Consider the following 26357-nt stretch of genomic DNA (forward strand, 5'->3'; position numbering starts at 1 on the left):
ATGGCAGCAGACCTGGCGGTGCGCCGCCTGGTGCCCGATGACTGGGCGGCGTACCGGATGCTGCGCCTGGAGATGCTGGCCGATGCCCCGGACTATTTCTGGAGCACGCTCGAGATGGTGCAGGACCGCGACGAACAGGCCTGGCGGTCCGAGGTGGCCGGGCCTCGCACGCATTACCAGGCCGTGCGTGACGGCGAGGTGGTCGGGGCGCTGAGCATCGATTGGGTGGGCTACACGGCTGAGCATCCGCTGGCCGAGGGCTCGGTGAACATCGTCTCGGTGTTCGTGCGCCCCGCCCACCGCGGCACCGGCGTCACCGCAGCCCTTCTCGCTGCTGCGGATCAGGCGATGCGTGAGCGGGGCCGCACCCGGCAGCTGCTGGAGACCCCGGAGGACAACACCCCGGCCCGGCGCACCTACGAGCGACTGGGCTTCACCGAGACGGGACGACGGTTCCCTGATCCGCGCCGCGCCGGGCTCGAGGAAGTCGAGTACGAGCGGATTCTCCCGGCCTGAACACCCCTGCTCCGTGCTCGCCACCGGCGTCATGGCAGCGTCGGCATCACGGCAGCGCCGGTATGACGGCAGCGCCTAGATCACTAGCGCCTGCATCACGGCAGCGAATGGGCCCCGCACCTGAGGGTGCGGGGCCCATTCGCGTGAAGAACAAGGAGGGAGCCGGATCAGTCCTCGACCGGCTCCGGCTTGATGTGCAGACGCTCCGTCTCATCGATCACCTCGGCCGCCAGGGGACGCAGAGCATCCTCATGGGCACGGGCATGGTGCGCACAGAACATCAGCTCGCCACCGGCCTCCAGGAGCACCTTGACGTACGCCTGGGCGCCGCAGCGGTCACAGCGGTCCTGCGTCGACAGAAGGGGAGCTTCAAGAGTGAGGTTCATGAGGCCATTTGTAGCACCGCGAGGGCCCCGATGGTCGCCGCGTCCATCACAGGTTCGCTCCGGGCGCAAACCGACTGTGAACCCTGCCGCGCAGCGGGTCGATCCCCGCCCCGGCCAGGCCATCCCCGTAGTATCCGAGGGGTGTCCACCTCCTCAGCTGCGAAGAAGACCGCCTACGACGCCCGCAACCTTCAGGTCCTCGAAGGGCTGGAGGCCGTGCGCAAGCGCCCCGGCATGTACATCGGCTCCACCGACTCCCGGGGCCTCATGCACTGCCTGTGGGAGATCCTCGACAACGCCGTGGACGAGGCGCTGGGCGGGCACGGCGATGAGATCGCGGTGATCCTCCACGAGGATCACTCGGTGGAGGTGCGCGATACGGGCCGCGGCGTCCCGGTGGACACCGAACCCCGCACTGGCCTGACCGGCGTCGAGGTGGTGTACACCAAACTGCATGCGGGCGGGAAGTTCGGCGGCGGCTCCTACGCCGCCTCCGGCGGTCTGCACGGCGTGGGCGCGAGCGTCGTCAATGCCCTCTCGGGCCGCCTCGACGTGGAGGTGGACCGGGCCGGCAAGACGTACGCCATGAGCTTCCAGCGCGGCAAACCCGGTGTGTTCGCCGATGGCGACCAGCCCAGCCTCGATGCGCCCTTCACCCCGGCCGACGGTCCCGCCGAGCTGCGTGTCGTCGGCAAGGCCAAGCGCGGCGTGACCGGCACCCGCGTGCGCTACTGGGCCGATCCGCAGATCTTCGTCAAAGGCTCCCACTTCTCCCTCGAGGAGCTGACCCGCCGAGCCCGGCAGACCGCCTTCCTCGTGCCCGGCCTGAAGCTCTCGGTGACCGATCAGCGGCCCGAGCGCAACCCCGATCAGCCCGCCACCACCGCCTTCCGCTACGAGGGCGGGATCTCCGAGTTCGTCGAACATCTCGCGCAGGATCAGCGCATCAGCGACGTGATCCGCCTGCAGGGCAGCGGCGAGTACACCGAGACCATCCCCGTGCTGGACAAGAACGGGCAGATGGTCTCCACCGATGTGCAGCGCTCGTGCGAGGTGGACATCGCGCTGCGCTGGGGCGAGGACTTCGACTCCACCCTGCGCTCCTTTGTGAACATCGTCGCGACCCCCAAGGGCGGCACACACGTCACCGGCTTCGAACAGGCACTGGTCAAGACGCTGCGCAAGCAGGTGGAGAACCAGGCGCGGCGCGTGAAGTTCAACGCGAAGAACGAGAAGATCGAGAAGGACGACACCCTCGCGGGGCTCACCGCCGTGGTGAGCGTGCGCATCGACGAACCGCAGTTCGAGGGCCAGACCAAGGAGGTGCTGGGCACCCCCGCGATCCGCCAGATCGTCGCACGGGTCGTCGAGGACCAGCTCACGACGTTCCTCACGTCCACCAAGAAGGGGGAGAAGGAGCAGGCCGCCTTGGTAATCGACAAGGTGGTCTCCGAAATGCGCGCCCGCATCGCCGCGCGCATGCACAAGGAGGTCTCGCGCCGCAAGAACGCGCTGGAGTCCTCCACCATGCCCACGAAACTCGCGGACTGCCGTACCCACGACGTGGAGCGCTCCGAGCTGTTCATCGTCGAGGGCGACAGCGCCCTGGGCACCGCGAAGAACGCCCGCTCGAGCGAGTTCCAGGCCCTGCTGCCCATCCGCGGCAAGATCCTCAACGTCCAGAAGGCCACCGTCACCGACATGCTGAAGAACGCCGAATGCGCGGCGATCATCCAGGTGATCGGGGCGGGCAGCGGCCGCACCTTCGATCTGGAGGCCGCCCGCTACGGCAAGATCATCATGATGACCGACGCCGACGTGGACGGCGCCCACATCCGCACCCTGCTGCTGACCCTCTTCCACCGCTACATGCGGCCACTGGTCGAAGCGGGGCGGGTGTACGCGGCGGTGCCGCCCCTGCACCGCGTGGAGATCATCCACGGCGGCAAGCGCAAGAACGAGTACGTGTACACCTACTCCGAGGCGGAGCTGACGAAGCTGCTGAAGTCCCTCGAGCGGCGCGGCAAGAGCTACAAGGAGCCGATCCAGCGCTACAAGGGCCTGGGTGAGATGGACGCCGACCAGCTGGCCGACACCACGATGGATCCCGCACACCGCACCCTGCGCCGGGTGCGGATCGAGGATGCCGAGGCGGCGAGCGCCATGTTCGAGCTGCTCATGGGCTCCGAGGTGGCGCCGCGCAAACAGTTCATCATCGAAGGCGCCGACGAGCTGGACCTGGAGAGGATCGACGCATGAGCCTCGCCGTGCGGGTGATTCCGTGCCTGGATGTGGATGCCGGGCGAGTGGTCAAAGGCGTGAACTTCCAGAACCTGCGTGATGCCGGGGATCCGGTGGAGCTCGGAGCCCGCTACGGCGCCGCCGGCGCGGATGAGCTGACGTTCCTGGATGTCACCGCCTCATCGGGCGGCCGCGACACCATGATCGACGTGGTGCGTGCCACCGCCGAGCAGGTATTCATCCCGCTGACCGTCGGCGGGGGAGTGCGCACGGTGCAGGACGTGGATCAGCTGCTGCGCGCCGGCGCGGACAAATGCTCGATCAACACCGCAGCGATCGCTCGCCCGGAGCTGATCGGGGAGATCAGCCACCGCTTCGGCAACCAGGTGCTGGTGATGTCGATCGACGCCCGCCGCGTCACCGCTGACACCCCGGAGGGCACCGCCCGCCGCGGCTCCGGCTTCGAGGTCACGACCCATGGGGGCCGCCGCGGCACCGGCATCGACGCGATCGCCTGGATCCGCGAGGTCACCGAGCGGGGCGCGGGCGAGATCCTGCTGAACTCGATGGACGCCGACGGCACGAAGGACGGCTTCGATCTCGAGCTGATCCGTCTGGCTCGGGAGGCCAGCAGTGTGCCGCTCATCGCCTCCGGCGGGGCCGGGCGCGCCGAGGACTTCGCTCCCGCCGTGCGGGCGGGCGCCGATGCGGTGCTCGCCGCGAGTATCTTCCACTTCGGCGAGGTGACGATCGCCGAGGCGAAAGCGGCGATGGCCGCCGAGGGCATCACGGTCCGGTGAGCGCCCCGCTGTCCGTCGGCGCCCGCAGTCCGAGCCGCCGCCCCACGAGCCGATCCCGTCTGGCCAACGCCGCACTGATCCTGCTGGTGCTGCTGCATGCGGTGGGAGGCTGGCTGGTGTGGGACAACCGCCGCCTGGTCGTCACGGACTATGAGGTGACGATGGCGGACCTGCCTGCGGACAGCAGCGGGATCCGGATCGCCCAGGTCTCGGATCTGCATGCCGCCCATTTCGGGTCTTTCGAAGACCGTCTGCTGCAGGCCGTTACGGCGGCGAAGCCGGATCTGGTGGTGATCACCGGGGACATCGTGGACCGCTCTACCCGGGACCTCACCGCGCCGCTGCGGACCGCGGAGCGGCTGGCGCAGGTGGCGCCGACGGTGTTCATCACCGGCAACCATGAGGCGGATCTCGGCCAGCGCGCGCAGCTGCTCGAGGGTCTCGAGCAGCGCGGCGTCCTGGTGCTGCGCGATGAGGCTCACTCGATGACGCTGAACGGGACGGACCTCGTGGTGGTGGGTCTGGATGATGCGAAGCACCGGCGCAATAGGAAGCTCCCGGCACGCTCCCCGGGTGAGGTGATGGACTCGCTGAGCATCACCGATGACGCGCCGGTGCTGGTCCTCGCCCATCGGCCCACCCTCCTTCCGGAGCTCGCCGAGCATGGCGCGGATGTGGTGCTGTCCGGGCATGCGCATGGCGGACAGGTGCGCATCCCCAGGGTCGGAGGACTCATCGCCCCGGACCAGGGGCTGTTTCCCGCCCTGACCTCGGGCGTGCACCGGCACGGGGACGCGAGCATGGTGATCAGCCGGGGACTGGGAAACACGGCGCTCGCCCAGGTGCGGGTGAACAACCCCCGCGAGCTTGTGATCGTGGACCTCGTGCCCGCGGCCGACTGAGAGGCACGCGGCCGCGGGAGCGGCCCGGGTGTCGACCCGGTGGATCAGCTAGGCAACGGCTCGATGCGGTATGTGACCGCGAGGGTGTGCGAGGCGCCCGGGCCGAGGGCCACGGCGGCATCCTTCGCCACGGCCGGCTCGCTGCACACGAAACGGCTCCAGTGCCCCGGCGTGATGTCGCCGATCTCGCGGGCGCCATCTTCGCCCGGATTCCACACCACGGTGCGTGCCGCACCCCGCGGCCGGGCATGGATCCGCCGTCCCGCTGCGGGATCGGTGAGCGTGACCGGGGCCCCGGACTCGACCACCGCATCCGTCGGCCCCTGCACCCGCAGCGGTGCCTGCGGCATGACATCCGCGCACAGCCCGCGCGTGTTGTCGAGGTAGGGCGCCCCTTCCAGTCCGCTGATCTCGATGCCGCGCACATCGGCCACCGCGAGGTAGGTGTGCAGCGCCGCCTCCAGCTCCAGCCCCTCCGCCCCGGCGGTGATCCGCAGCTCGATATCCAGGTCGGCGCCGATGCGCAGCGTCAGCTGGGCCTGCAGCTCCCGGCGCGCGGCAGGACTGGTGAGCGCCAGCAGCACCTCATCGTCGGTGCGCTCGGCGCGGGCGAGATCCCAGCGCACCTGCCGCAGCCAGCCGTGCTTGTACGGCGCGTCGCCGTGGCGGCCGGCCCCGAACCACGGGCCGACCACCGGCACCCCGCCGCGGACCGAGCGTCCCGGACCACCGGCGGAGTCCGGACTCACCCACAGCAGATCACGGCTGCCGGTCGGCACCCAGCTGAGCAGCTGCGCACCATCGGGCAGCAGCGCAGCCGTGCATGCTGCGGTGTCCACGGCGATCGCATCGGCCCCCTGGACGGTCGACCAGGTGATCCCGGCGGGCAGAGCAGAGCCGACCGGCAGAGCAGAGGCAGCGGCGTCGCGCATCGGATCAACCGACCGCGGCGATCGGGACCGGAACCGGAGTGCCGGAACCATCACGGCGCCCCGTCGGCTCGGGCAGGTCGATGGGTTGGCCCGCCTCGGAGCAGGCACGGGCCGGATGTGGCACCACCCACGCCCCGATCAGCACGTCCTCGCCGCGCAGGAACCGGTGGCAGCGCACCCCCGCGGTGGATCGGCCCTTGGCCGGGTACTCGCTGAGCGCCGAGACCTTGAGCGAGCCGGTCTGCAGGGTGGGCAGGGTGCCGGAACTGCCGGCCACGGTCACCACATCCCCGGGGCGGGTCACGTCGATCGCCCCGAAGGAGAGCACATGAGCGCCCGCCGCCAAGCGGATCCCGGCCACGCCGCCGGCACCGCGACCCTGCGGCCGCACCCCGGAGGCGGGAAAGTGCAGCAGCTGCGCATCGGAGGTGATGAACACCAGGTCCAGATCCGCATCGTCCTCGAGATCCACGACCCCCACGACCTCGTCATCGTCCTTCAGGGCGATGATCTCGAAACCGTCGGTGCGCGGGAAGTCCAGCTGCACGCGCTTGACCACCCCGGCGCGCGTGCCCAAGGCGATCGCGCCGCCGCGGGCGATATCCGCCTCCGCTAGGCGGATCAGGCTTAGCGCCCGCTCATCCCGCTCAAGATCCACGAGATCAGCCAGGCGCGTGCCGCCCGCGAGCGACGGCGCCCCCGCCGTCGGCGCAAGGGACGGCAGATCCACCACCGACAGCCGCAGCACCCGGGCGCGGCTGGTGACCACACCGATCATCGAACGGGTGGTGGTCGCGACATGGGAGGTGACGACGTCATGCGAGCCGCGCTGCCCCTCCCGCAGCAGCGGCCCCTCCCCGCTCAACCGGGCGATCAGCCCGGTGCCGGTCAGCAGCACGCTACAGGGCTCATCGGCCACCTCCAGGGATGCGCCGGCCGCGACGGCGGGAGCCTCCGCAGCCTCCAGCAGCACGGTGCGCCGCGGGGTCCCATGCGCGGCGGCCACCGCGGCGAGCTCCTCCGAGACCAGAGCCCGCAGCACCTCATCGGAGCCCAGGATCTCCTCCAGGCGCTCGATCTCGCGCTGCAGCTCGTCCCGCTCGGCCTCTAGATCGATCTGGGAGAACTTCGTCAGTCGGCGCAGCCGCAGCTCGAGGATGTACTCCGCCTGCACCTCGGTGAGATCGAAAACCTGCATCAGGCGGGTGCGCGCACTGGTCGCATCATCACTGGTGCGAATGATCTGGATGACTTCGTCGATATCCAGGATCGCCAGCAGCAGGCCCTCCACCAGGTGCAGGCGGTCCTTGCGCTTGCCGAGCCGGTGCTCCGTGCGGCGGCGCACCACATCCAGGCGATGCGCCACGAACACCTCGAGCAGCTGCTTGAGGCCCATGGTGCGCGGCTGCCCATCCACGAGCGCCACATTGTTGATCCCGAAGGACTCCTCCAGCGGCGTGTACTTGTACAGCTGCTCGAGCACCGCCTCCGGCTCGAACCCGGACTTGACCGTGAGCACCAGGCGCAGCCCATGGTGGCGGTCGGTGAGGTCCTGATAGTCGGAGATGCCCTGCACACGCTTGCGCTGCACCGCATCCCGCAGCTTCTCCGCCACCCGCTCCGGACCCACCTGGTACGGCAGCTCCGTGATGACGATGCCCTTGCGCCGCGAGGTGATGTTCTCGATCCGGCTGGTGGCGCGCATCTTGAAGGAGCCGCGGCCGGTGCGGTACGCATCGCGGATCCCATCCAGGCCGATGATCCGCCCGCCCGTGGGCAGATCCGGTCCGGGCACGAAGCGCATGAGCTCCTCGAGCTCCGCCTCGGGATGATCGATCAGGTGGCGGGCCGCCGCAATCGTCTCCACCAGGTTGTGGGGCGCCATGTTCGTGGCCATCCCCACCGCGATCCCGGAGGCCCCGTTCACCAGCAGGTTCGGGTACTGCGCGGGCAGCACCTCGGGCTGAGTGAGCTGATTGTCGTAGTTGGGCACCAGGCCCACGACGTCCTCGTCCAGTGAGTCGGTCATGAGCAGCGCCGCCGGGGCGGGGCGCGCCTCGGTGTAGCGAGCCGCAGCCGGCCCGTTGTCCAGGGAGCCGAAGTTGCCGTGCCCATCCACGAGCGGCAGGCGCATGTTGAAGTCCTGCGCCATGCGCACCAGCGCGTCGTAGATTGCCGTATCGCCGTGCGGATGGAGCTTGCCCATCACCTCGCCCACCACACGCTGGCTCTTGACATGCCCACGATCCGGGCGCAGCCCCATATCGGCCATCATGTAGAGGATCCGACGCTGCACGGGCTTGAGCCCGTCGCGCGCATCCGGCAGCGCACGCGAATAGATCACCGAGTACGCGTACTCGAGGAACGAGGATTCCATCTCGCTGGTGACGTCGATGTCGACGATCGTCTCGGGGACCGCCTGATCGCCGCCGGGCGGCTGGGTGCTTCGGGATCGGGCCATGGGGGACATGATGACGCACCCACGGCGCTAGAGAGCGTAGGACACCCCAGGCCACGCCGCAGACGCCGCCTATCCCACACCTCGGGTGAGGTCATCGGCGACACGCCCCGCACCTGCCCTCGCGCGTGCTCCAACGCGATCGGGCCGCTGTGCGAACGGCCTCTCAGCTAGGATCACGGCATGGCGGAAAGACGCGATGGCCTGCGCTCCCGACGTCGACGAGGACGGGGTGGCGAGTCCGCACGGCCCGCCTACCCCCGGCACTGGGAGGCGGATATCGCCCTGCGCGACGGCTCCGCCGCGCATCTGCGCCCGATCCTCCCCGGGGATGCCGCCGCCCTGCAGGAGATGCACCTGCACCAGTCCGAGCGCTCCCGCTACATGCGGTTCTTCGCCCCGATGCCGCGCCTGTCGGACAAGGACCTCGAACGCTTCACCACCGTCGACCACGTCGACCGCGTCGCCTTCGTCGTGTACATCGGCGAGGACCTTGTGGCCGTGGGCCGCTACGACCGCATCGAACCCGACACCGCGGAGGTCGCCTTCTATGTCGCCGACGCCCGGCAGGGCAGAGGGCTGGGCTCGGTGCTGCTCGAGCACCTGGCCGCCGCGGCGCGCGAACGCGGCATCGACCGCTTCACCGCCGAGGTGCTGCCGCAGAACACCCAGATGATCACCGTGTTCACCGAAGCCGGTTTCGATGTGGAACGCACCCTGGACGACGGGGTGGTGCTCGTGTCCTTCCGCATCGACCCCACCGCCCGCTCCCGCGCCGTCATGGCCGAACGGGAACAGCGCGCCGAGGCCCGGGCCATGGAGCGCATGCTCAATCCCACGAGCATCCTGCTGGTGGGCGTCTCCTCCCGGCGCGACAGCGTGGGCGGCCGCGTGCTGAGCGCCCTCGAGCTGTCCGGCTTCAGCGGGGCGCTGCACATCATCTCCCGTGAAGCCCTCGAGCTGCGCGGCCACCGCACCCACGCTCGCATCACCGACGTCCCCGGCCCCGTGGACCTCGCCGTGATCGCCCTGCGCCCCGAAGCGTGCCTGGAGGCTGTGGAGGACTGCGCCCAGATCGGCGTGCGCAGCATCGTCATCCCCACCGAAGGCTTCTCCGAGACCCCCGAACGCCGCGCCCTGCAGCGCGAGATCGTCACCCGCGCCCGCCGCCACGGCATGCGCCTGCTGGGCCCCGGCTCCCTCGGCTTCCTGCGCACCGGCGCGGACCCGATCTCCCTGTCCATCGCCCCGCGCATGCCCCGCCCCGGCGGGGTGGCGCTCGCCGGGCAGTCCAGCGCCCTGGCCGCGATGCTGCTCGCGGGCGCGGACGTGCGCGGCCTGGGCGTGCACGAGTTCGTGTCGGTGGGCAACCGGGCCGATGTGTCCCTCAACGACACCCTGCAGCACTGGCAGGACGACCCGGACGTGGACGTCATCGGCCTCGCCCTCGAATCGATGGGCAATCCCCGCAAATTCACCCGCATCGCCCGGCGCCTGACCCCCACCACGCCCCTGGTGGTGCTGCGCCCGCCAGGCAGCGAGCAGCAGCTGCCGCCCGGGCACGACGTACGGCCATCGACCCTGCCGCGCGCAGCCCTGGACCAGGTGCTCGGCCAGGCCGGTGTGGTGCGTGCCGAGGGTGTGGACGAGCTGCTGGACGTGGTCGACGCGATCGGCCGCCAGGGACTGCCGCTCGGCCCGCGCGTCGGGATCCTCTCGAACACCGCGGCGCTCGGCGCCTCCCTGCGGGGCGCCGCCGACCAGGCGGGGCTGACCGTCGTCGCCGACAACCGTTCCGTGCCGCTGTCCGAGGACCCGCGACTGATTCAGCGGGCTTTCACCTCGATGGCCGCGCTCGGCGAGGTCGACCTGGTGATCGCCGGAGTGCTCGACACGCACGCCGACCGCCGCAGCGGCGACCCTGCCGAGCTGCTGCGCCAGATGGCCATCGTCGCCCGTCACTCCGAAGTGGTCCTGCTGGCCTGCGTGATCACGGGCGTGGATCGCCTCGCCGGGATCCAGGCGGCCGTGCGGACCGAGGGCGACCTCCCGCCTGTGCACACCACCGTGCGCTCCACGGTGCGCACCGCCGCCGCGATGCTCGAAGCCGCCGCCCGCCCCCAGGCCGATGACGAGGACCCCCCGCGCCGCGAGGACGTGGACCGCGCTGCCGCCCGTCAGCTGGTGGAGACGGCGCTCACCCACCGCCACGGCCCCCATGACCTCGATGCCGCCCAGACCGCCGCGCTGCTGGCCGCCTACGGCATCACGCTGCTGCCCACTGTGACCGTGCAGGACGAGGACGACGCCGTGACCGCCGCTGGACAGCTCGGCTACCCCGTGGCGCTCAAGAGCACTGACCCGGTGCTGCGACACCGGGCGGACCTCGGCGGTGTGCGCCTGGCCATCCCCGATGCGATCCAGCTGCGCCACGCCCTCGCGCAGATGCGCGCGGACCTCTCCTACTCCTCGGCGCCGCTGGCCGTGCAGAGCATGGCCCCTGCCGGCGTGCCGGTCGTGGTGCGCAGCGTCGAGGATCCCTCCGTCGGCCCGGTGGTGTCCCTGTCCATCGCGGGGGATGCTACTGATCTGCTGGGCGATATCGCCTACGCCCTGCCCCCGCTCGGAGAAGCAGCGGCCCGGCGCCTCATCGACACCCCCGCCGCGAGTGTGAAACTGCGCGGCCTGAAGGGACTGCCGCCCGCGGACCGGGAAGCGCTCGCCGATCTCGTGGTGCGGGTGGGGATGCTCGCCGAGGACCTGCCCGAGCTCGCCGAACTCGAGCTGTACCCCGTGCTCGTGGCCGCTGAAGGCCTGACCGTGGTGGGGGCGAGCGTGCGGCTCGCACCAGCCCCGAACCGCACCGACGGGACGCGGCGGGTGCTGCTCGGACCCACCGCGAGCCCCGAGGCCCCCGCAACCTGACCGGCCCGGGGGGAAGGAGCCCCGCGCTCGGGGAGCCCGGAGCCGGCGGAGCGCCCTCTCCTCCACAATGCAGTGCCATCCACATCCGGTCCGGCAGCGCGCTGTCAGCGCGGCAACCCGTGCGAGGATGGGCTGATGACCACCGTGCTGCCTGCCGCACTGCTGCGTGACCTCGAAAGCGCCGGATACTTCCCGGCCACGGCCGCGCAGACGCTCGACCGCGCCGTCCGCCGCTCCGAGGTGCTCGCCCACCTGGTGCGCCCCGAGACCACCTTCGACGGCCCCGAGGTGCGTCGGCACCTGACCGTGCTCGCTCTGACCCGCAGCCACCTGCTGATCACCCATCTGGACGATGACCCGGCCGATGCCCTGAACCCCAGCCAGGTGGTCGCCACCACCGAACGGATCGCCCTGACCGCGATCACCGCCACCGGGCTCTCGCAGGTGTTCGACACCGACGGCGATGGCGGCCGCGCCGGAGCCCAGGAGGCCGAGGTGACGCTCGGCATCAGCTGGGGCGGCACGCGCCGCATCGACCTCGAGCGCGCCGTCTGCGAGGACCCCACCTGCCAGATGGACCACGGCTACACCGGCGCCATCGCCCCCTCCGACCTTGCGCTGCGCATCAGTGCCCTGGCCGATGGCGCCACCGCCGTCACTGCTGCTCTCGACTTCCACGACCAGCTGGTGGATGCGATCGACAGCGTCGGCGCCCCCGCCACGTCCCGCTGAGGTGCCGGTGACGCTCCCGGCCACCGACGATCTGCTGCCGCCGCCCTTCGCGGACGGCGCGCGCCCCGGCCTGCTGGACCTCCTGCCACCCCTGGTACAGAACCCGGTCCCGGGCCGCGACGTCATCGTCCTGCTGGACGGCGTGGGCTCGACCCTGCTGGACGAGCACCGCTCGATCACCCCGACGCTGCGCCGCCTGAGCGGACAGGTCCAGCACGTGCGCGCCCCCGCCCCCACCACCACGAGCGTGAGCATGGTCTGCCTGCACACCGCGCGAGCCCCGATCGAGCACGGGGTGCTGGGCCATATGACCTTCGACCCCGCCCGCGGCGCAGCGATCAATCAGCTCACCGGAGCGCCCGATGTCGATCCACGCACCTGGATGCCGCTGCGCACCCCCGTGGAAGCAGGGTCCCGGCGTGCCATCCAGGTGGGCCCGGCCAAGCACGGCGGCTCGCATCTGAGCCGCGTCGCCTACCGCGGCTGGGAGTTCCTCGCCCACGGCCGCGGGGACCGGGTCGAGGCGGTCCGGACGGCTCTGCATCGCGCGGGGCCCGATGGGCTCGTGCACCTGCACGTCGATGACGCGGACCATGCCGGGCACCGCCACGGCGTGAACTCGGACCGCTGGCGAGAGGCACTCGCCGAGGTGGACGGCCTCGTGGCAGCGCTGCTGCGGCGCCTTCCACGCGGCACCCGCCTGCACATCACCGCCGATCACGGCATGGTGGATACGAGCGAGGAGGCCACCGTGGACCTCGCCGAGCAGCCCGCGATTCAGGGCCTTGTGCGGGCCATCTCCGGGGAGGCGCGGGCCCTTGGCTTGCACGCCGCTCCCGGTGACGGCGCCGCCGAGGAGCTCGCGGTGCGGCTCGAGGAGCTGCTGGGGGAGCGGGCGCTGGTGCTGCGCGCGGCGCAGCTGCTCGAGCGCGGCGTGCTCGGGCCACCGGATGCGGTGGTACCGCCGTGGGTCGCGCCGCGCATCCCCGATGTGCTGCTGCTGGCCCGCGGGATCTGGCGCGTCGATGACTACTCCCGGCGCGAGGAGCCGCACAAGGCGCGAGCGATGATCGGCGCGCATGGCTCGCTGACAGCCGCCGAAGCTGTGGTGCCGCTGCTGCAGCTGGACGTATGAGCCCGCCAGCCGCCTGCGACCCCTGACGCCTGTGATCCCGCGCCGAGTGGGGCAGGTCAGTCGTGTTTGGAGCCGAAGACGATCTCGTCCCAGCTGGGCATCGAGGCGCGCTTGCTGCGCGACCGGCTCTGCTTCGCAGGCTTCGCCGGGGTCTTCTCCGCCTCGCCGTCGGCCGCGCTCTCGCGCGGGGCGGGGACATCGTCGAAGCCCGGCAGCGGCGTGAGATCCACAGTGTCCTGGTAGTGGACTGACTCCGCGTCCTGATCGGGCTGCTCGGCGCCGGTCTCGCCCGCCTGCGCATCATCCGATCCCGCTTCGGCAGCATCGTCGCCCTGCGCAGCACTCTCCGGGCCGTGAGCGTCCTCGTGCTGATCTGCAGAATCGTCCTCGTCAGCGGAATCCTCCGCGGAGCTGTCTGCGGCATGCTCACGGGCGGCCTCCGAATCGGCGTCCAGCACCCCGATCAGCGGGCCATCTGCCGCATCATCGGCGGCATCCTTGTCCGTCTCCTCGTTGTCGGGAGCATCCGTCGGGCTCTGTTCCGCCTCACTGAGATCGGACCACACCGTCTCGGAGGCGTCATCCTCGCTGTCGTCGACCGCGCGGGGGACCGGACGCAGACCCCGCCGGGCGTTCAGCGCATCGAGGTCGGACTCATCGAAGGTCGAGGGATGCTCCGGCGGCAGGGTGCGGCGCGGCGGCGCCGAGGGGCCGTGGCCCTCGAGGGAGCCATCGGCCTCGAGGTCGTAGACCGCAGAACGGACCGCCTGCAGGCGGGCACGGCCTCGCGTCGGCTCCACGGGGGCGTCCTCATCGCTGATCCAACGCGCCTCGTCATCGATCGCGGAGAGCGAGCGGTTCTGCACATCGGCCACCCAATGCGCCTGCCGGGTGCGGCCGCCTGCGGAGAACGTCAGCTCAAGAGTCCAGGTCCCATCGGGCCGACGCCACGCATCCCACACATGCTCACCGGCGGCCTCACGGGCCGCGAGGCGTTCGATGACCACGGAATCCAGGGCGGGACCACCCCGGCCGATGGGGAAGGCGCGGGCGCGCTGCGCGGTCCACTCGCGCTCGGCGATCACGGGGCCCTCATAGCGCCGCACATGCTCAAGCGGAATATCGGAGGTCTCTGCGATGTCCTCCGCGCTGCGGCCCGAGCGCAGCAGCGCCTGGATTTCGCGAGGCCGCAGGGGCGTGCTGTCCTCCGCCTGGATCATGTTCAGAGCGGGCCGGTCGGAGCGCACCGCGGCGCGCAGCGCCTTATCGATGCGCAGGGTGTACCGCTCGCCGTCGGAATCGATGAGGAGCACATGTTCCCCGTCGTCGTGGATCCCGTCGAGTTCGAGCTCGCGCATCGTCGTCCTCTCCGTCGGCGGTGGCCGACTCGCGGCGGACACCGGCCCGGGTGGCCGATGACATCCCGGCGGCGCCTCCGGCTGGCTGGCGGACCGCCCCACGGGACAGAAGTCTAGGCCGTGACCATACCGTGCTATCTGTGGATCGCAGCTGGGGACACTCCGCCTCCACACTCCGATGCGGGGCCGGACACAGAGGATCCGATCAGCAGCCAGACGTGTTGTCCCCTGCGAGGGGCTCTGCAATAATGCCGCCGCATTGAGCGTTGGGACACGCACCGGGAGCATTCCGGAGCTTCGCCCACACCGGCGCCGGAGCGCCCCCGGAACAAGGTCGCACCACCCGAACAACCAGGAACGGACCGTAGATGGCCACTGATTACGACGCCCCGCGCAAGAACGACGACGAGTCCGGCGACGACTCCATCGAGGAGCTGAAGGGCCGACGGAACGAGGCGGCGACCCCTGCAGTCGATGAGGACGAGGCTGAAGCAGCGGACTCCTATGAGCTGCCCGGCGCGGATCTGTCCGGCGAGGAGCTGTCCGTGCGGGTCCTGCCCCGCCAGGCGGATGAGTTCACCTGCGCCAGCTGCTTCCTCGTGAAGCACCGCAGCCAGATCGACCACGTCGAAGGCACCCTCATCATCTGCAAGGAGTGCGCCGCCTGACAGTGCGGCACAGCGCGGCAGAACACCGATACGACGACGGCACCGTCCCCGATCCGGGGAGGTGCCGTCGTCGTACTGTGCGGGCTGATCGAGTACGCCGCTCAGGACCGATCGGGCGGCGAGGAATGCATGCGCTGCGCCGCCTGCAGGGCCGCCGCCAAGTCCTCCGGGCGGCGGGTGGAGGCCACCCACGCGGTCACGGGATCCTCACGATCCAGCACCGGCACGCGGATGCCGCTGCGCGCCCAGCTGCGGATGCAGTGATGGGCCAGCGGCTCGAAATCCTGGCCGATGGTGCGCTGCCACTCCTGCCCGGTGAGCACCTGCACCTCGCCGAGCTCGGCGACATCGATATGGGCACGCCCGAGCCGGAAGGTGCTCCCGGTGACATCCAGCACAGGGGAGTACAGCATCACCAGAGCAATCGCTGCGAGGATCGCGACCACAGCCACGATCCCGCCGAGCTCGGGGCTCATCGGCACCAGGGCCAGCCCCAGCGAGCCGCCGAGGCCGAACGCGATCACCCAGCCGCCGAGGCCCGGCAGCAGATGCTCATGGAACAGCGTCCCGCCAGTCGGCCCCGTCGGTGCGTGTCCTGCGGCACGGGAGGAGCGCTGCGAGCGCGCGGCAGGATCAGGAGAGTTCGAGGTGGTGGCGGACATGGCCCCATCGTCTCATGGCCCGAGGGAAGAGCTTCTGCACCGCCGACCGGCAGCGGGGGCCTACGCTGTGAGCATGTCTGAGACTCTGCCCGCCGGGCCCGCCCCGGATGACCCGCCGGTGCTGCGCGTGCGTCGCCTCGGGGATGCCACCCTGCCGCACCGTGCCCACGCCGACGATGCGGGGCTGGACCTCACCAGCGCCGAGGACCTGGTGATCCCGCCCGGCGGCCGGGCGCTCGTCGGCACCGGGCTCGCCATCGCGCTGCCGCCCGGAACGGTGGGCATGGTGTGCCCGCGCTCGGGCCTTGCGGCGCGCCACGGCATCACGGTCCTCAACGGTCCGGGCATCATCGACGCCGGCTACCGCGGTGAGGTCAAGGTTCCGCTGCACAACACGGACCTTGAGGAACCCTTCACGCTCACCGCCGGAGACCGCATCGCCCAGCTGGTGGTGCTGCCGTATCTTGCGCCGCAGCTGGTGGAGGTCGACGACCTCGAGGCCACCGACCGGGCGGAGTCAGGTTTCGGCTCCAGCGGCGGTATCGCCGCCTTCGCCCAGACCCCGCAGGAGGGATGAAAATGGGACTGTTCTCCCGCCGCCGCAAGAGCAAGGACGCCGATCCTCAGCCGGAGGATGCCCGGACGACCGAGGATGCGGCCGTCGATGACGTCGACGACCGCGACCACAGCGACGACACGGACGCTGCGACATCGGACAGCGCCGCTGAGGACGCGCCGACTGAGCGCCCGGAGCACCTCGAGGACGGCCCCTTCGATGTCGCCGACGCCCCGGGGGAGTCCCGGATCGATCTGGGCGGCCTGCAGGTGCCCACCGTCGACGGCATGGAGCTGCGCATGGAAGTGGATCAGCGCAGCAAGGCCGTCACCGGCGCGAACCTCGTGATCCAGGGCTCATCCCTGCAGGTCCAGGCCTTTGCCGCGCCGAAGTCCCGCGGGCTGTGGGAGGAGGTGCGCTCCTCCCTGCGCGGCAGCGTCGTCAAGCAGGGCGGCACCGCAGAGGTGCGCCCGGGACCCTTCGGCACCGAACTGGTCACCCGCCTGCCCGTCAAGCGGCCCGATGGCCGCACCGGCTATCGACCCGCCCGCTTCATCGGCGTGGACGGACCGCGCTGGTTCCTGCGCGCCATCCTCACCGGCAAGGCGCTCAGCGACCCCGAGCAGGCACAGCGGTTCGAGACCCTCATCTCGCGCCTGGTGGTGGTGCGCGGTGGGGAGGCGATGGCCCCGCAGGAGCTGATCCCACTGCATCTGCCGGGGGAGCGGCCCGGCCTGCAGCAGATCCGCTCCGGCCCGCTCGACCCGCTGGCGCGGGGTCCCGAGATCACCCAGATCGGATGAGCCCGCAGTCCCCGCCGTCCCCGGAGTCCTCCCAGCCCTCGCCGCCCCGGCAGGAACCGCCGCCACCTGCGGCGCAGGGTGACCAGCAGTCGCGTCGCGGACTCGGCGCCGTGCTGCACGAGGAGGAGTTCTCCGTCGCTGCGGCGATCGGCGGCCCGCGCGGCATCGCCGAATCTGTGCTGCCCACCCTCGTGTTCGTGGTGCTGTACGTGACCACCCGCTCGGTGCCCTGGGCTGCCGGTGCGGCCGTGGGCGTCGTGCTCGTGATGCTGCTGCTGCGACTCGTGCAGCGCCAGAGTCTCTCGACCGTCATCGGCGGACTGCTGGGCGTGGGGATCGGAGCGGTGCTCGCAGTGCGCACCGGCGACGGTGAGGACTTCTACACCCCCGGCATCATCACCAACGCCGTGGCCTGCGTGGTCACCATCGGCTCCATCCCCCTGGGCCACCCGCTGGTGGGCGTGATCGTAGGGATGCTCGACCCACGCGTGGCGCACTGGCGCGAGGATGCGGTGATGCGCCGCATCTACACCCGCGCCACCTGGCTGTTCGCGGCGCTGTACGGGGCGAAGGTCGCGGTGCAGCTGCCGCTGCTGCTGACCGGACAGGTCGCCGCCCTGGGGGTGGCGAAGATCGCTATGGGCCTGCCCGCCTTCGCCGTGATCACCTACCTCGTGTGGCTCATGCACCGCTCGGTGCTCCGGCGGCTCCAGCACGAATAGTCTTCCTGGGCACCCTCCGTCCAGCCGATGAGATGATGGGGTGAGCCCGCGCCCGGCCAGGCCGCGTATCGCGGGCGTCGACCATCACCGCCAGCTCGATCCCGCCAGTGCGCGGACGGAAGGGGAGCAGCATGACCTCACCGGACCACCGCCCCGCCCCGACCGCCGCCGTGCCCGCCAGCCGGGTGCTGACGCTGACCGTCGGCCCGCCCGCGGCCGGCGGCACCTTCGTGGCCCGCCATGAGGGCCGCGTCGTCTTCGTCCGCGGCACCGCCCCCGGCGAGACGATCACCGCCCGTCTGCTCGAGGACCCGCAGGAGGCGGCGCAGGCCCGTTTCTGGCGAGCAGAGGCCCTGGATGTGCTCGAACCCGGCGTGGACCGGGTGCCGACGGTGTGGCCCGAAGCCGGGATCGACGGCGTGGGCGGCGCCGAATGGGCCCACATCGCCCTGCCCGCCCAGCGCCGGATCGCCAGCGAAGTCATGCAGGAGCTGTTGCGCCGCGCCGGGGTGAGCAGCTACGCGCTCGAGGACGTCCAGGTCGAACCGGCTCCGCATGATGGGGAGGGACTGGGCTGGCGCACCCGGATGCGCTTTGCGGTGGATGCCGATGGCGCGGTGGGCATGCGCGGGTGGCGCTCCCACGATGTGCGCCCGCTCGGCAGGAACCCCCTGGCCGCCGAGGCCATTCGAGACCTGAATCTGGGGGAGTGGACCGCCCCCGAAGGGGTCGAGGCGATCGACGCCGTGGCCCCCTCGGCGGGACCGGCGAGCGTGGTGCTGCTGGGACGCGACCTCGATCCCGAGAGCATCGAGATCCCCGAGACCTGGGGTGACGCCGATGTGGCGGTGCGCACCGCCAGGGGCCTGGTGCCGCTGCGCGGCGACGGGACTGTGCATGAACGCGTGGGGGAGCGCCTGTTCACGGTCAGCGCCACCGGGTTCTGGCAGTCGCATCGCCGGGCCGCGGAACTGCTGAGCGAGGTGGTCGAGGCGGCTCTGCAGGCCCCGCGCGGCGGCAGCGTCTGGGACCTGTATGGCGGAGTGGGCCTGTTCGCGGCGGTGGCCGCCGAGCAGGTGGGCAGCTCCGGCCGCGTTGCGACCGTGGAGGGCAACCGCCGTGCCTCGCAGCTGGCCGCCCAGAACCTCGAGGACCTCCCGCAGGTCAGCGCCGCTACGGCGGATGTCACCGACTGGGTGAAGGCACGCCTGGGCACGGGGACGCCGCGGGCGGTGGTGGATGCGGTGGTGCTGGATCCGCCGCGCACTGGCGCCGGGGTTGAGCTCATGGAACTGCTCTCCCACGCCGTGCGGCGCCGCATCGTGTACGTCTCCTGCGAGCCCGCGACCCTGGCCCGCGACCTCGCGGCGATCGAGAAGCAGGGGTGGAAGGTGTCGGATCTGCGGGCCTTCGGCCTGTTTCCGCACACCCACCATGTGGAGTCCGTCGCGGTGCTCGAGCGCGCCGACGCCTGACAGTGGGGCCTTCAGAGAGTGCCTGACGTCGGCGCGTGACCTTTCCCGACGCGTCGCGCGGAGCGCTCCCCGCCGCCTTCGGATCATGCGTGCTACAGTTTATCTTGACGTCAAGATAATTTGTGCCCCATCGCAGTTGCCCCCGCCCGGCCTCGATGCGATCCGAGCCGCGCGGCACGCCTACGATGGTGAGGTCCGTCCCGAACCGTGAGGAGTCCGCCCCGATGAGCACCGTCGACTCATTCTCCGCCCGTCAGCAGCTGACGGTCGGCGACACTGACTACGAGATCTACGCGCTCGACGCTGTCGAAGGCGCCGAGAAGCTCCCCTACAGCCTGAAGATCCTGCTGGAGAACCTGCTGCGCACCGAGGATGGTGCGAACATCACCGCCGACCACGTGCGAGCCCTGGCTGGCTGGGACCCGTCTGCTGAGCCGTCGGTCGAGATTCAGTTCACGCCTGCTCGCGTGATCATGCAGGACTTCACCGGTGTGCCCTGCGTGGTGGACCTCGCCACCATGCGCGAGGCCATGGAGGATCTGGGCGGTGACCCGGAGAAGATCAACCCCCTGGCCCCGGCCGAGATGGTCATCGACCACTCCGTGATGATCGACGTGGCCGGTCGCCTCGACGCGCTCGAGCAGAACATGGAGCTGGAGTACGAGCGCAACCGTGAGCGCTACCAGTTCCTGCGCTGGGGCCAGACCGCCTTCGACGATTTCAAGGTGGTGCCCCCGGGCACCGGCATCGTCCACCAGGTCAACATCGAGTACCTGGCCCGCACCGTCATGACCCGCGAGACCGACGGGGTGCTGCGTGCATACCCGGACTCCTGCGTGGGCACCGACTCCCACACCACCATGGTCAATGGCCTGGGCGTGCTGGGCTGGGGCGTGGGCGGCATCGAGGCCGAGGCAGCGATGCTGGGCCAGCCCGTCTCGATGCTCATCCCGCGCGTGGTCGGCTTCAAGCTCACCGGCGAGATCCCGCCGGCGGCGACCGCAACCGACGTGGTGCTGACCATCACCGAGATGCTGCGCGAGCACGGCGCGGTGGGCAAGTTCGTCGAGTTCTACGGCGAGGGTGTGGCCCAGGTGCCGCTCGCGAACCGCGCCACCATCGGCAACATGTCCCCCGAGTTCGGATCCACCTGCGCGATCTTCCCGATCGACGAGGTGACGGTGGACTACCTGCGCCTGACCGGCCGCTCCGAGGAGCAGCTCGCCCTGGTGGAGGCCTACGCCAAGCACCAGGGCCTGTGGCATGACCCGAGCAAGGAGGTGCAGTACTCCGAGTACCTCGAGCTGGACCTGTCCACCGTGGTGCCCTCGATCGCAGGCCCCAAGCGCCCCCAGGACCGCATCGTCCTGACCGACGCCAAGCAGGCCTTCCGCGATGTGCTGCCCGCCTACGCCTCCGATGAGGACGCGAGCACTGTCGAGGAGGACCCCGCTGCGGAGGGATCCTTCCCGGCCTCCGACCCCGCCGCCCCAGCATCGGACAACTCCAGCGGCGGCGAGGCCCCTGTGGAGATGCCCGAGCGGACCCAGCAGGTGCTGGGCCGCGCCTCGAAGCCCACCGCGGTGAAGGGCCAGGACTACTCGATCGACCACGGCATCGTCTCGATCGCCTCGATCACCTCCTGCACCAACACCTCCAACCCCTCTGTGATGATGGCCGCCGGCCTGCTGGCCAAGAACGCTGTCGCCAAGGGCCTGAAGGCCAAGCCGTGGGTGAAGACGTCGATGGCCCCCGGCTCCCAGGTCGTCACCGGCTACTACGAGAAGGCCGGCCTGTGGCCCGCGCTCGAGGAGCTGGGCTTCCACCTCGTGGGCTACGGCTGCACCACCTGCATCGGCAACTCCGGGCCGCTGGCCCCGGAGATCTCCGATGCGATCGCGGAGAACGACCTTGCGGTGACCGCGGTGCTCTCGGGCAACCGCAACTTCGAGGGCCGTATCAACCCCGACGTGAAGATGAACTACCTGGCCTCCCCGCCGCTGGTCATCGCCTACGCGCTCGCGGGCACCATGGACTTCGACTTCGAGAACGACGCCCTGGGGCAGGACACCGAGGGCAACGACGTGTTCCTGCGCGACCTGTGGCCCACCCCCGCCGAGGTGGAGCAGGTCATCGCCGAGTCCATCACCCAGGAGATGTTCACCGAGGACTACAAGGACGTCTTTGCGGGCGATGAGCGCTGGCAGGGCCTGGAGACCCCCGAGGGTGCGACCTTCGCGTGGGATGCGGAGTCCACCTACGTGCGCAAGCCCCCATACTTCGAGGGCATGACCGCGACGCCTGAGCCCGTGAGCGATATCGAGGGTGCGCGCGTGCTGGTCAAGGTGGGGGATTCCACCACCACCGACCACATCTCGCCGGCCGGCTCGATCAAGCTCGACTCCCCGGCCGGGCAGTACCTCAAGGATCACGGCGTGGCCCGCAAGGACTTCAACTCCTACGGGTCCCGCCGCGGCAACCACGAGGTGATGATCCGTGGCACCTTCGCGAATATCCGCATCAAGAACCTGCTGCTGGATGGGGTCGAGGGCGGCTACACGAAGAACTTCCTGACCGGTGAGCAGGAGTTCATCTACGACGCCGCGCAGGCCTATGCCGAGCAGGACATCCCGCTGGTGGTCCTGGCCGGCAAGGAGTACGGCACCGGCTCCTCCCGCGACTGGGCGGCCAAGGGCACGATGCTGCTGGGTGTGCGCGTGGTCATCGCCGAGAGCTTCGAGCGGATCCATCGCTCCAACCTCATCGGCATGGGTGTGCTGCCGCTGCAGTTCCCGGAGGGGGAGAGCGCTGAGTCGCTCGGCATCGACGGCACGGAGACCTTCTCCGTCTCCGGCATCACGGCGCTGAACGATGGCACCACGCCGAAGACCGTGAAGGTCACCGCCGCGAAGGAGGACGGTTCCACGGTCGAGTTCGATGCGATCGTCCGCATCGACACCCCCGGTGAGGCCGAGTACTTCCGCCACGGCGGCATCCTGCAGTACGTGCTGCGCTCCCTGAGCGCCGCCTGATCCGCACGGGCCGACGGAGGCATTGCGCCCGTCGGCCCGGGTATCGCCAGTGCACCTGAGCCCCCGTGAGGGAGCTCAGGTGCACTCGTGTTTTCGCATGGGGAATCCTCCCCATCGCGGGTATGCCCTCGGGAAGCGATGATGGGTGAGAAACTCAGGTGATGAAAGAGCCGGGATGATGATGACGTTCTATGGGATGGATGTTCGGCAAGGCGAGCAGTATGCGCTCAGCCTGCGGGATCGCGGTGCCGAGCTCGGGCAGCTGCTAGCTTCACTGGCGCCGCTCGTGATGGATGAGAACTCCTGGCGTGGACCGGACGCTGATGGGTTTCGCAATGGTTTTGATACGAACGTAGCTCGCCCGGGGATGGAGCTCAGCGGACGGATCAGGAGCTTCGGAGACGAGCTTGATCACCACATCCAGGAGCAGGACGAAGCCAGCGCCGCGCAAGATGATGGCTCGGGATCTGGTGCACCTTCCACTGGTAAAGATGGCGGTGGCCATAGCCCCGGCACAGACGGACCTACAGATCCAGCGCCGGTCCCGGCGACAGATGGAGTCTCCCCTCACTCTGATGGCGATGACGGTGTGGGCAACGGGAACAATTCCGGCACCAGCTCCAGGACGGGCGCCGCTCCGGGGGACCCGCTGACACAGGAGGATGCTGACCGCATCCTCGAGGAGTACCAGGTCGAGGATGACGACATGATTGATTGGGAGCTCACCGGCTGGCAGCGAAAACTCGCCGAGTTGGCAGGTATGGACATCCCCGACCCTCGGCGAATTACCGCGACGGAGGGAGAGCTGCTCGACAAGCTGGGGCCGCTGGGAAAGAAAGATTTTGCTGACAATACGGATAGGGCGTTTGTGGAGACAGAGCAGCGATACGGGGATTCGCAGGGCAATGACCCCCATGTTCCTGAAGGCGGTGCACCATTTAACGATGATCACGCAGACGCGTTCCGTCATGCGTACGTCAATGCGCTGAGCGCTCGCGATCACGGTCAGGCGTGGGCGACCGACTACTGGACAGCGCATGAGCGCATTCCAGGTAACGATGCGGCACGTGAAGCAATGGACCTCTACAACAATGAGGTGGGCCGGAGGATTGCGGCAGAGAATCCCGGTGCTAGCGATGCTGAGCTCGCTGACCTCGTGGAGCAAGCCGTTGCGAACGGCGAGATGGTGGTTATCGACTCTCAGGGAAACTTGGTTCCTTCGAATGCTGTGACTGCTGAGCAGACCGGTGCCCCGGCCCCGGGGGCACCTGAAGCCCCGGGACATCCGCAGGAGCGGCAGACGAGTTGAGCGACAGCGTGAAAAATTCTGGCAGGACGCGGCGATTGTCACGTCGTGACGCCCTGGCGGTGACGGTGCTCCTCGGAGTCGGCACGATCCCCGGATGCTTTCCGAACAAACAGGTGGAGGACGATGTGAAGCTGCGATCGGACGAGAATGTGGATCAGGAGATCCTGCGGGTCTGGGAGGACGGCGGTGATGTGGCCTTGTCCGAGATCGTTGATACCTCCTTCGACGACCTCATGGTCTTCGCCGAGGGCGCGCGAGGGGAGGTCGTCAATGATGCGGCGGGGTTTCCCTTGATTTCCGGCACCTATTACACGTCGTCGACCCAGCTGTTCCTGCTGCGCGCTGGTGGACGAGCGGTGGACGCGATCATGGTTGCTGCGGACGTTTTCGACCACAGTTCCGCGCAGTCTGTCTACGACAGCACGGTCCGGCTGGTCGGCGTGGGGGGCCGAGAGCTGGTGCAGTTGAGGGACGGCTGACGCACGTCGACCCAGGGCGCGTGCACGGCGGTGCAGACCCTGACGGGATGACGTAAATCCCCGGTGAAGATGTGCACAGATGTGATCATGCCTCGCGTCGGTACAGGTCAGGTGCCCGTACAGTGGGGCGGTCAGCACATCGGCCGAGGGAGGACAGCGCGTGACGAGCACTCGCGAGCACATCGCAGCGGTACGAGGCGAAGCCGCCGTGGCGCGGTCCTCCACCCGCCCTGCAGATCCCGCCAGCTTCGCGTTCCCGGGCGTGCTGCCCCAGGATGCGGCCGCGCTCGGCGCCCCCGCGGAGGTCGAGATCCCCGCGAATCCCGAACAGCTGCGGACGCTGCACCTCGACCAGCTGCCCGGGCTTGCCCGCACCCTTCGCCGTCGCCTGCTGGAGATCACCTCGGAGCATGGCGGGCACCTGGGCCCGAACCTCGGCGTCGTCGAGCTCACGATTGCCCTGCACCGCGAGTTCCGCTCCCCGCAGGAGCCGATCATCTTTGACACCGGCCACCAGGCCTACGTCCACAAGATGCTCACCGGCCGCCCCGACCTTGACGGTCTGCGCCGTGAGGGCGGCACCTCCGGCTACCCCGACCGTCGCGAATCCGCCCATGACGTGGTGGAGAACTCCCACGCCTCCGGCTCGATCGCCTGGGCGCATGGCATCGACCGTGCCCGCCGCCGCATCGGGCAGCGCGGCGTCACTGTCGCCGTGATCGGCGATGGTGCCCTGACCGGGGGCGTGAGCCTGGAGGCTCTGCATGAGCTGGCCGCCGACGTCGGCTCCGGTGCCGTGGTGGTCCTCAACGACAATACCCGCTCCTACGCCCCGACCATCGGCGGTCTCGCCGCCCACCTGCAGCAGCTGCGCGGTGGCGAGCTGCCTGCCGGAGCAGATCTGTTCACCGCCTTGGGCCTCACGTATCTCGGGCCCGTGGACGGGCACGACCATGCCGCTCTCGCCGATGTGCTCGCCCGCGCCCGCAGCGTCGCCGAGGACCCGGCGGCCGGTGCCGCGGTGGTCCACGTGGTCACCCGCAAGGGCGCCGGTTTCGACCGCGCTGAGGCCGATGCCCTCGACCACTGGCACGCCACCGGCCCCTTCGAGATCACCCCGCCCGCGCCCCCGGCGGCCGAGGACCCGGCCCCGCCCGCTGCCACCACCTGGACCGCGCGCCTGGGCGAGGCAGTGCTCGAGGCCGCCCGCGCCGATGAGCGCGTCATCGCCATCAGCGCCGCGATGGTGGACCCCGTCGGCCTCACCCCGATGCAGCGCAAGATGCCCGATCGGGTCCTCGATGTCGGCATCGCCGAGCAGCTCGCTCTTGGCACTGCCGCGGGGCTCTCCCGAGGTGGCGCGAAGCCGCTCGTCGCCCTCTACTCGACGTTCCTGAACCGGGCCTTCGACCAGATGCTGCTGGATGTTGCCCTGCACCACGAAGACGTCACCATCACGCTGGATCGCGCCGGCATCACCGGGGACGACGGGCCCAGCCACCACGGCATGTGGGACTTGGCCCTGGCCGCCCAGGTCCCCGGCGCGACCGTGTTCGCACCGCGCGATGGTGATCAGCTCGCCCGCGCCGTACCCGCGGCCCTCGCCACGCCGGGGCTGAGCCTCGTGCGCTTTCCCAAGGGCAAGGCCCCAGCTGCGCTGCCCGCGATCGAGACCCGCGAGGGGATCGACACGCTGCTGCGCACCGGCCCCGAGGCGGCCGATGCACCCGCAGACCCTGGAGCGCCGGACATCCTCGTCGTCTCGATCGGGGCGCTCGGCCACGCCGCCGTCGCCGCGGCCCGCGAGGTGGCCCGCGAGCACCCCGAGGCCCGGATCCACGTGATCGACCCCGTGCAGGCGCTGCCACTGCCGACGCCGCTGCTGAAGGCCGCCGTCCGTGCCCGCGCTGTGGTCACTACCGAGGACGGCGTGGTTGAGCGTGGCATCGGCGCAGCCCTCGTCCATGAGCTCACCACGCGCGCGACCCGCGAGCACCCCGCACCGCTGCTGCGCACCATCGGCGTGCCGCAGAGCTTCCCCCGACACGCGAAGCGTGAGGCCATCCTCGAACGCTGCGGCATGGACGCCGCCGGCATCGCCCGCACCCTGCGCGAGGTGCTCTGAGACCGGCCCGAGACCGCCGAGACCGGCCCTGCGCGCCTCGGTGCCCCTAGGATCCCGGCCCCAGCTGAGAGGTATATTCGCCACCGTCTGCGAGGCGACCGGCCTTGCCCCGACACCGCCGCACCTTCTCAGATCGGAGCC

The 26357-nt window shown here is 70.1% G+C and carries 21 protein-coding genes; 16 read left to right on the plus strand and 5 right to left on the minus strand.

Annotated elements, in window-relative coordinates; translation table 11 throughout:
* On the plus strand, nt 1-516 hold the full coding sequence (locus CJ197_RS06140; protein WP_102235861.1) for a GNAT family N-acetyltransferase: 516 nt from the start codon (nt 1-3) through the stop codon (nt 514-516).
* A 167-nt stretch (nt 517-683) separates the two neighbouring features.
* On the opposite strand, the gene CJ197_RS06145 is transcribed toward CJ197_RS06140, so the two are convergent.
* Nucleotides 684-902, minus strand: a complete 219-nt coding sequence (locus CJ197_RS06145) for a hypothetical protein (protein ID WP_102235862.1) — start codon at nt 900-902, stop codon at nt 684-686.
* A 141-nt stretch (nt 903-1043) separates the two neighbouring features.
* Here CJ197_RS06145 and CJ197_RS06150 point away from each other — a divergent pair, with 141 nt between their 5' ends.
* From CJ197_RS06150 to CJ197_RS06160, 3 genes are read left to right on the plus strand one after another with little or no spacing between them, the layout of a single operon-like run.
* Complete coding sequence (locus tag CJ197_RS06150; protein ID WP_102235863.1) at nt 1044-3161, plus strand: type IIA DNA topoisomerase subunit B; 2118 nt, start codon at nt 1044-1046, stop codon at nt 3159-3161.
* A complete protein-coding gene (gene hisF / locus CJ197_RS06155) occupies nt 3158-3943 on the plus strand; it encodes an imidazole glycerol phosphate synthase subunit HisF (RefSeq protein ID WP_102235864.1) in 786 nt (261 codons plus the stop codon). The genes CJ197_RS06150 and hisF overlap by 4 nt, the downstream gene beginning before the upstream one ends.
* The gene (locus CJ197_RS06160; protein ID WP_102235865.1) at nt 3940-4845 is read left to right on the plus strand and encodes a metallophosphoesterase; all 906 of its coding nucleotides are present in this window, start codon (nt 3940-3942) and stop codon (nt 4843-4845) included. The genes hisF and CJ197_RS06160 overlap by 4 nt, the downstream gene beginning before the upstream one ends.
* A gap of 44 nt (nt 4846-4889) precedes the next feature.
* On the opposite strand, the gene CJ197_RS06165 is transcribed toward CJ197_RS06160, so the two are convergent.
* Together CJ197_RS06165 and CJ197_RS06170 are read right to left on the minus strand one after the other, a co-directional pair.
* Nucleotides 4890-5777: a D-hexose-6-phosphate mutarotase gene (locus CJ197_RS06165; RefSeq protein WP_102235866.1), complete on the minus strand. Its 888-nt coding sequence runs from the start codon at nt 5775-5777 to the stop codon at nt 4890-4892.
* A 4-nt stretch (nt 5778-5781) separates the two neighbouring features.
* On the minus strand, nt 5782-8238 hold the full coding sequence (locus CJ197_RS06170; protein ID WP_102235867.1) for a DNA topoisomerase (ATP-hydrolyzing) subunit A: 2457 nt from the start codon (nt 8236-8238) through the stop codon (nt 5782-5784).
* 180 nt (nt 8239-8418) lie between these two features.
* Between CJ197_RS06170 and CJ197_RS06175 the strand changes: the two genes are divergently transcribed.
* The 3 genes from CJ197_RS06175 (at nt 8419) to CJ197_RS06185 (ending at nt 13027) form a co-directional block, all read left to right on the plus strand.
* The gene (locus CJ197_RS06175) at nt 8419-11160 is read left to right on the plus strand and encodes a GNAT family N-acetyltransferase (protein WP_102235868.1); all 2742 of its coding nucleotides are present in this window, start codon (nt 8419-8421) and stop codon (nt 11158-11160) included.
* A gap of 135 nt (nt 11161-11295) precedes the next feature.
* Complete coding sequence (locus CJ197_RS06180; protein ID WP_102235869.1) at nt 11296-11892, plus strand: DUF5998 family protein; 597 nt, start codon at nt 11296-11298, stop codon at nt 11890-11892.
* Nucleotides 11893-11899: 7 nt separating this feature from the next.
* Complete coding sequence (locus CJ197_RS06185; RefSeq protein WP_233190673.1) at nt 11900-13027, plus strand: alkaline phosphatase family protein; 1128 nt, start codon at nt 11900-11902, stop codon at nt 13025-13027.
* 56 nt (nt 13028-13083) lie between these two features.
* Here CJ197_RS06185 and sepH read toward each other — a convergent pair whose 3' ends face one another.
* Nucleotides 13084-14385: a septation protein SepH gene (sepH, locus tag CJ197_RS06190; RefSeq protein WP_102235871.1), complete on the minus strand. Its 1302-nt coding sequence runs from the start codon at nt 14383-14385 to the stop codon at nt 13084-13086.
* 368 nt (nt 14386-14753) lie between these two features.
* On the opposite strand from sepH, the gene CJ197_RS06195 reads away from it, so the two are divergent.
* Entirely contained in the window at nt 14754-15053 is a 300-nt protein-coding gene (locus CJ197_RS06195; RefSeq protein WP_102235872.1) for a DUF4193 domain-containing protein, read from the plus strand.
* A 101-nt stretch (nt 15054-15154) separates the two neighbouring features.
* Here CJ197_RS06195 and CJ197_RS06200 read toward each other — a convergent pair whose 3' ends face one another.
* A complete protein-coding gene (locus tag CJ197_RS06200) occupies nt 15155-15715 on the minus strand; it encodes a DUF3093 family protein (RefSeq protein ID WP_102235873.1) in 561 nt (186 codons plus the stop codon).
* A 73-nt stretch (nt 15716-15788) separates the two neighbouring features.
* Between CJ197_RS06200 and dut the strand changes: the two genes are divergently transcribed.
* The 8 genes from dut (at nt 15789) to CJ197_RS06240 (ending at nt 26216) form a co-directional block, all read left to right on the plus strand.
* Nucleotides 15789-16292 carry a dUTP diphosphatase gene (gene dut, locus CJ197_RS06205; protein WP_102235874.1) on the plus strand — a complete coding sequence of 168 codons (504 nt, stop codon included), beginning with the start codon at nt 15789-15791 and terminating at the stop codon, nt 16290-16292.
* Nucleotides 16289-17074 (plus strand): DUF3710 domain-containing protein, encoded by a 786-nt coding sequence (locus CJ197_RS06210; RefSeq protein ID WP_233190674.1) that lies wholly within the window; start codon nt 16289-16291, stop codon nt 17072-17074. The genes dut and CJ197_RS06210 overlap by 4 nt, the downstream gene beginning before the upstream one ends.
* Entirely contained in the window at nt 17071-17796 is a 726-nt protein-coding gene (locus CJ197_RS06215; protein WP_102235876.1) for a DUF3159 domain-containing protein, read from the plus strand. Before CJ197_RS06210 ends, CJ197_RS06215 begins: the two co-directional genes overlap by 4 nt.
* 131 nt (nt 17797-17927) lie before the next feature.
* Nucleotides 17928-19271 carry a class I SAM-dependent RNA methyltransferase gene (locus CJ197_RS06220; RefSeq protein ID WP_102235877.1) on the plus strand — a complete coding sequence of 448 codons (1344 nt, stop codon included), beginning with the start codon at nt 17928-17930 and terminating at the stop codon, nt 19269-19271.
* Between the two features lie 224 nt (nt 19272-19495).
* Complete coding sequence (locus CJ197_RS06225) at nt 19496-22303, plus strand: aconitate hydratase (RefSeq protein ID WP_102235878.1); 2808 nt, start codon at nt 19496-19498, stop codon at nt 22301-22303.
* Nucleotides 22304-22478: 175 nt separating this feature from the next.
* Nucleotides 22479-23612, plus strand: a complete 1134-nt coding sequence (locus CJ197_RS14865; protein ID WP_146007714.1) for a hypothetical protein — start codon at nt 22479-22481, stop codon at nt 23610-23612.
* A complete protein-coding gene (locus CJ197_RS06235; RefSeq protein WP_146007715.1) occupies nt 23609-24091 on the plus strand; it encodes a hypothetical protein in 483 nt (160 codons plus the stop codon). Before CJ197_RS14865 ends, CJ197_RS06235 begins: the two co-directional genes overlap by 4 nt.
* Nucleotides 24092-24251: 160 nt before the next feature.
* Nucleotides 24252-26216 carry a 1-deoxy-D-xylulose-5-phosphate synthase gene (locus CJ197_RS06240; RefSeq protein WP_233190675.1) on the plus strand — a complete coding sequence of 655 codons (1965 nt, stop codon included), beginning with the start codon at nt 24252-24254 and terminating at the stop codon, nt 26214-26216.
* Nucleotides 26217-26357: the final 141 nt, after the last annotated feature.

The sequence above is a fragment of the Brachybacterium sp. UMB0905 genome (genome assembly GCF_002871795.1).
In the GTDB taxonomy this organism is placed as follows: Bacteria; Actinomycetota; Actinomycetes; order Actinomycetales; family Dermabacteraceae; genus Brachybacterium.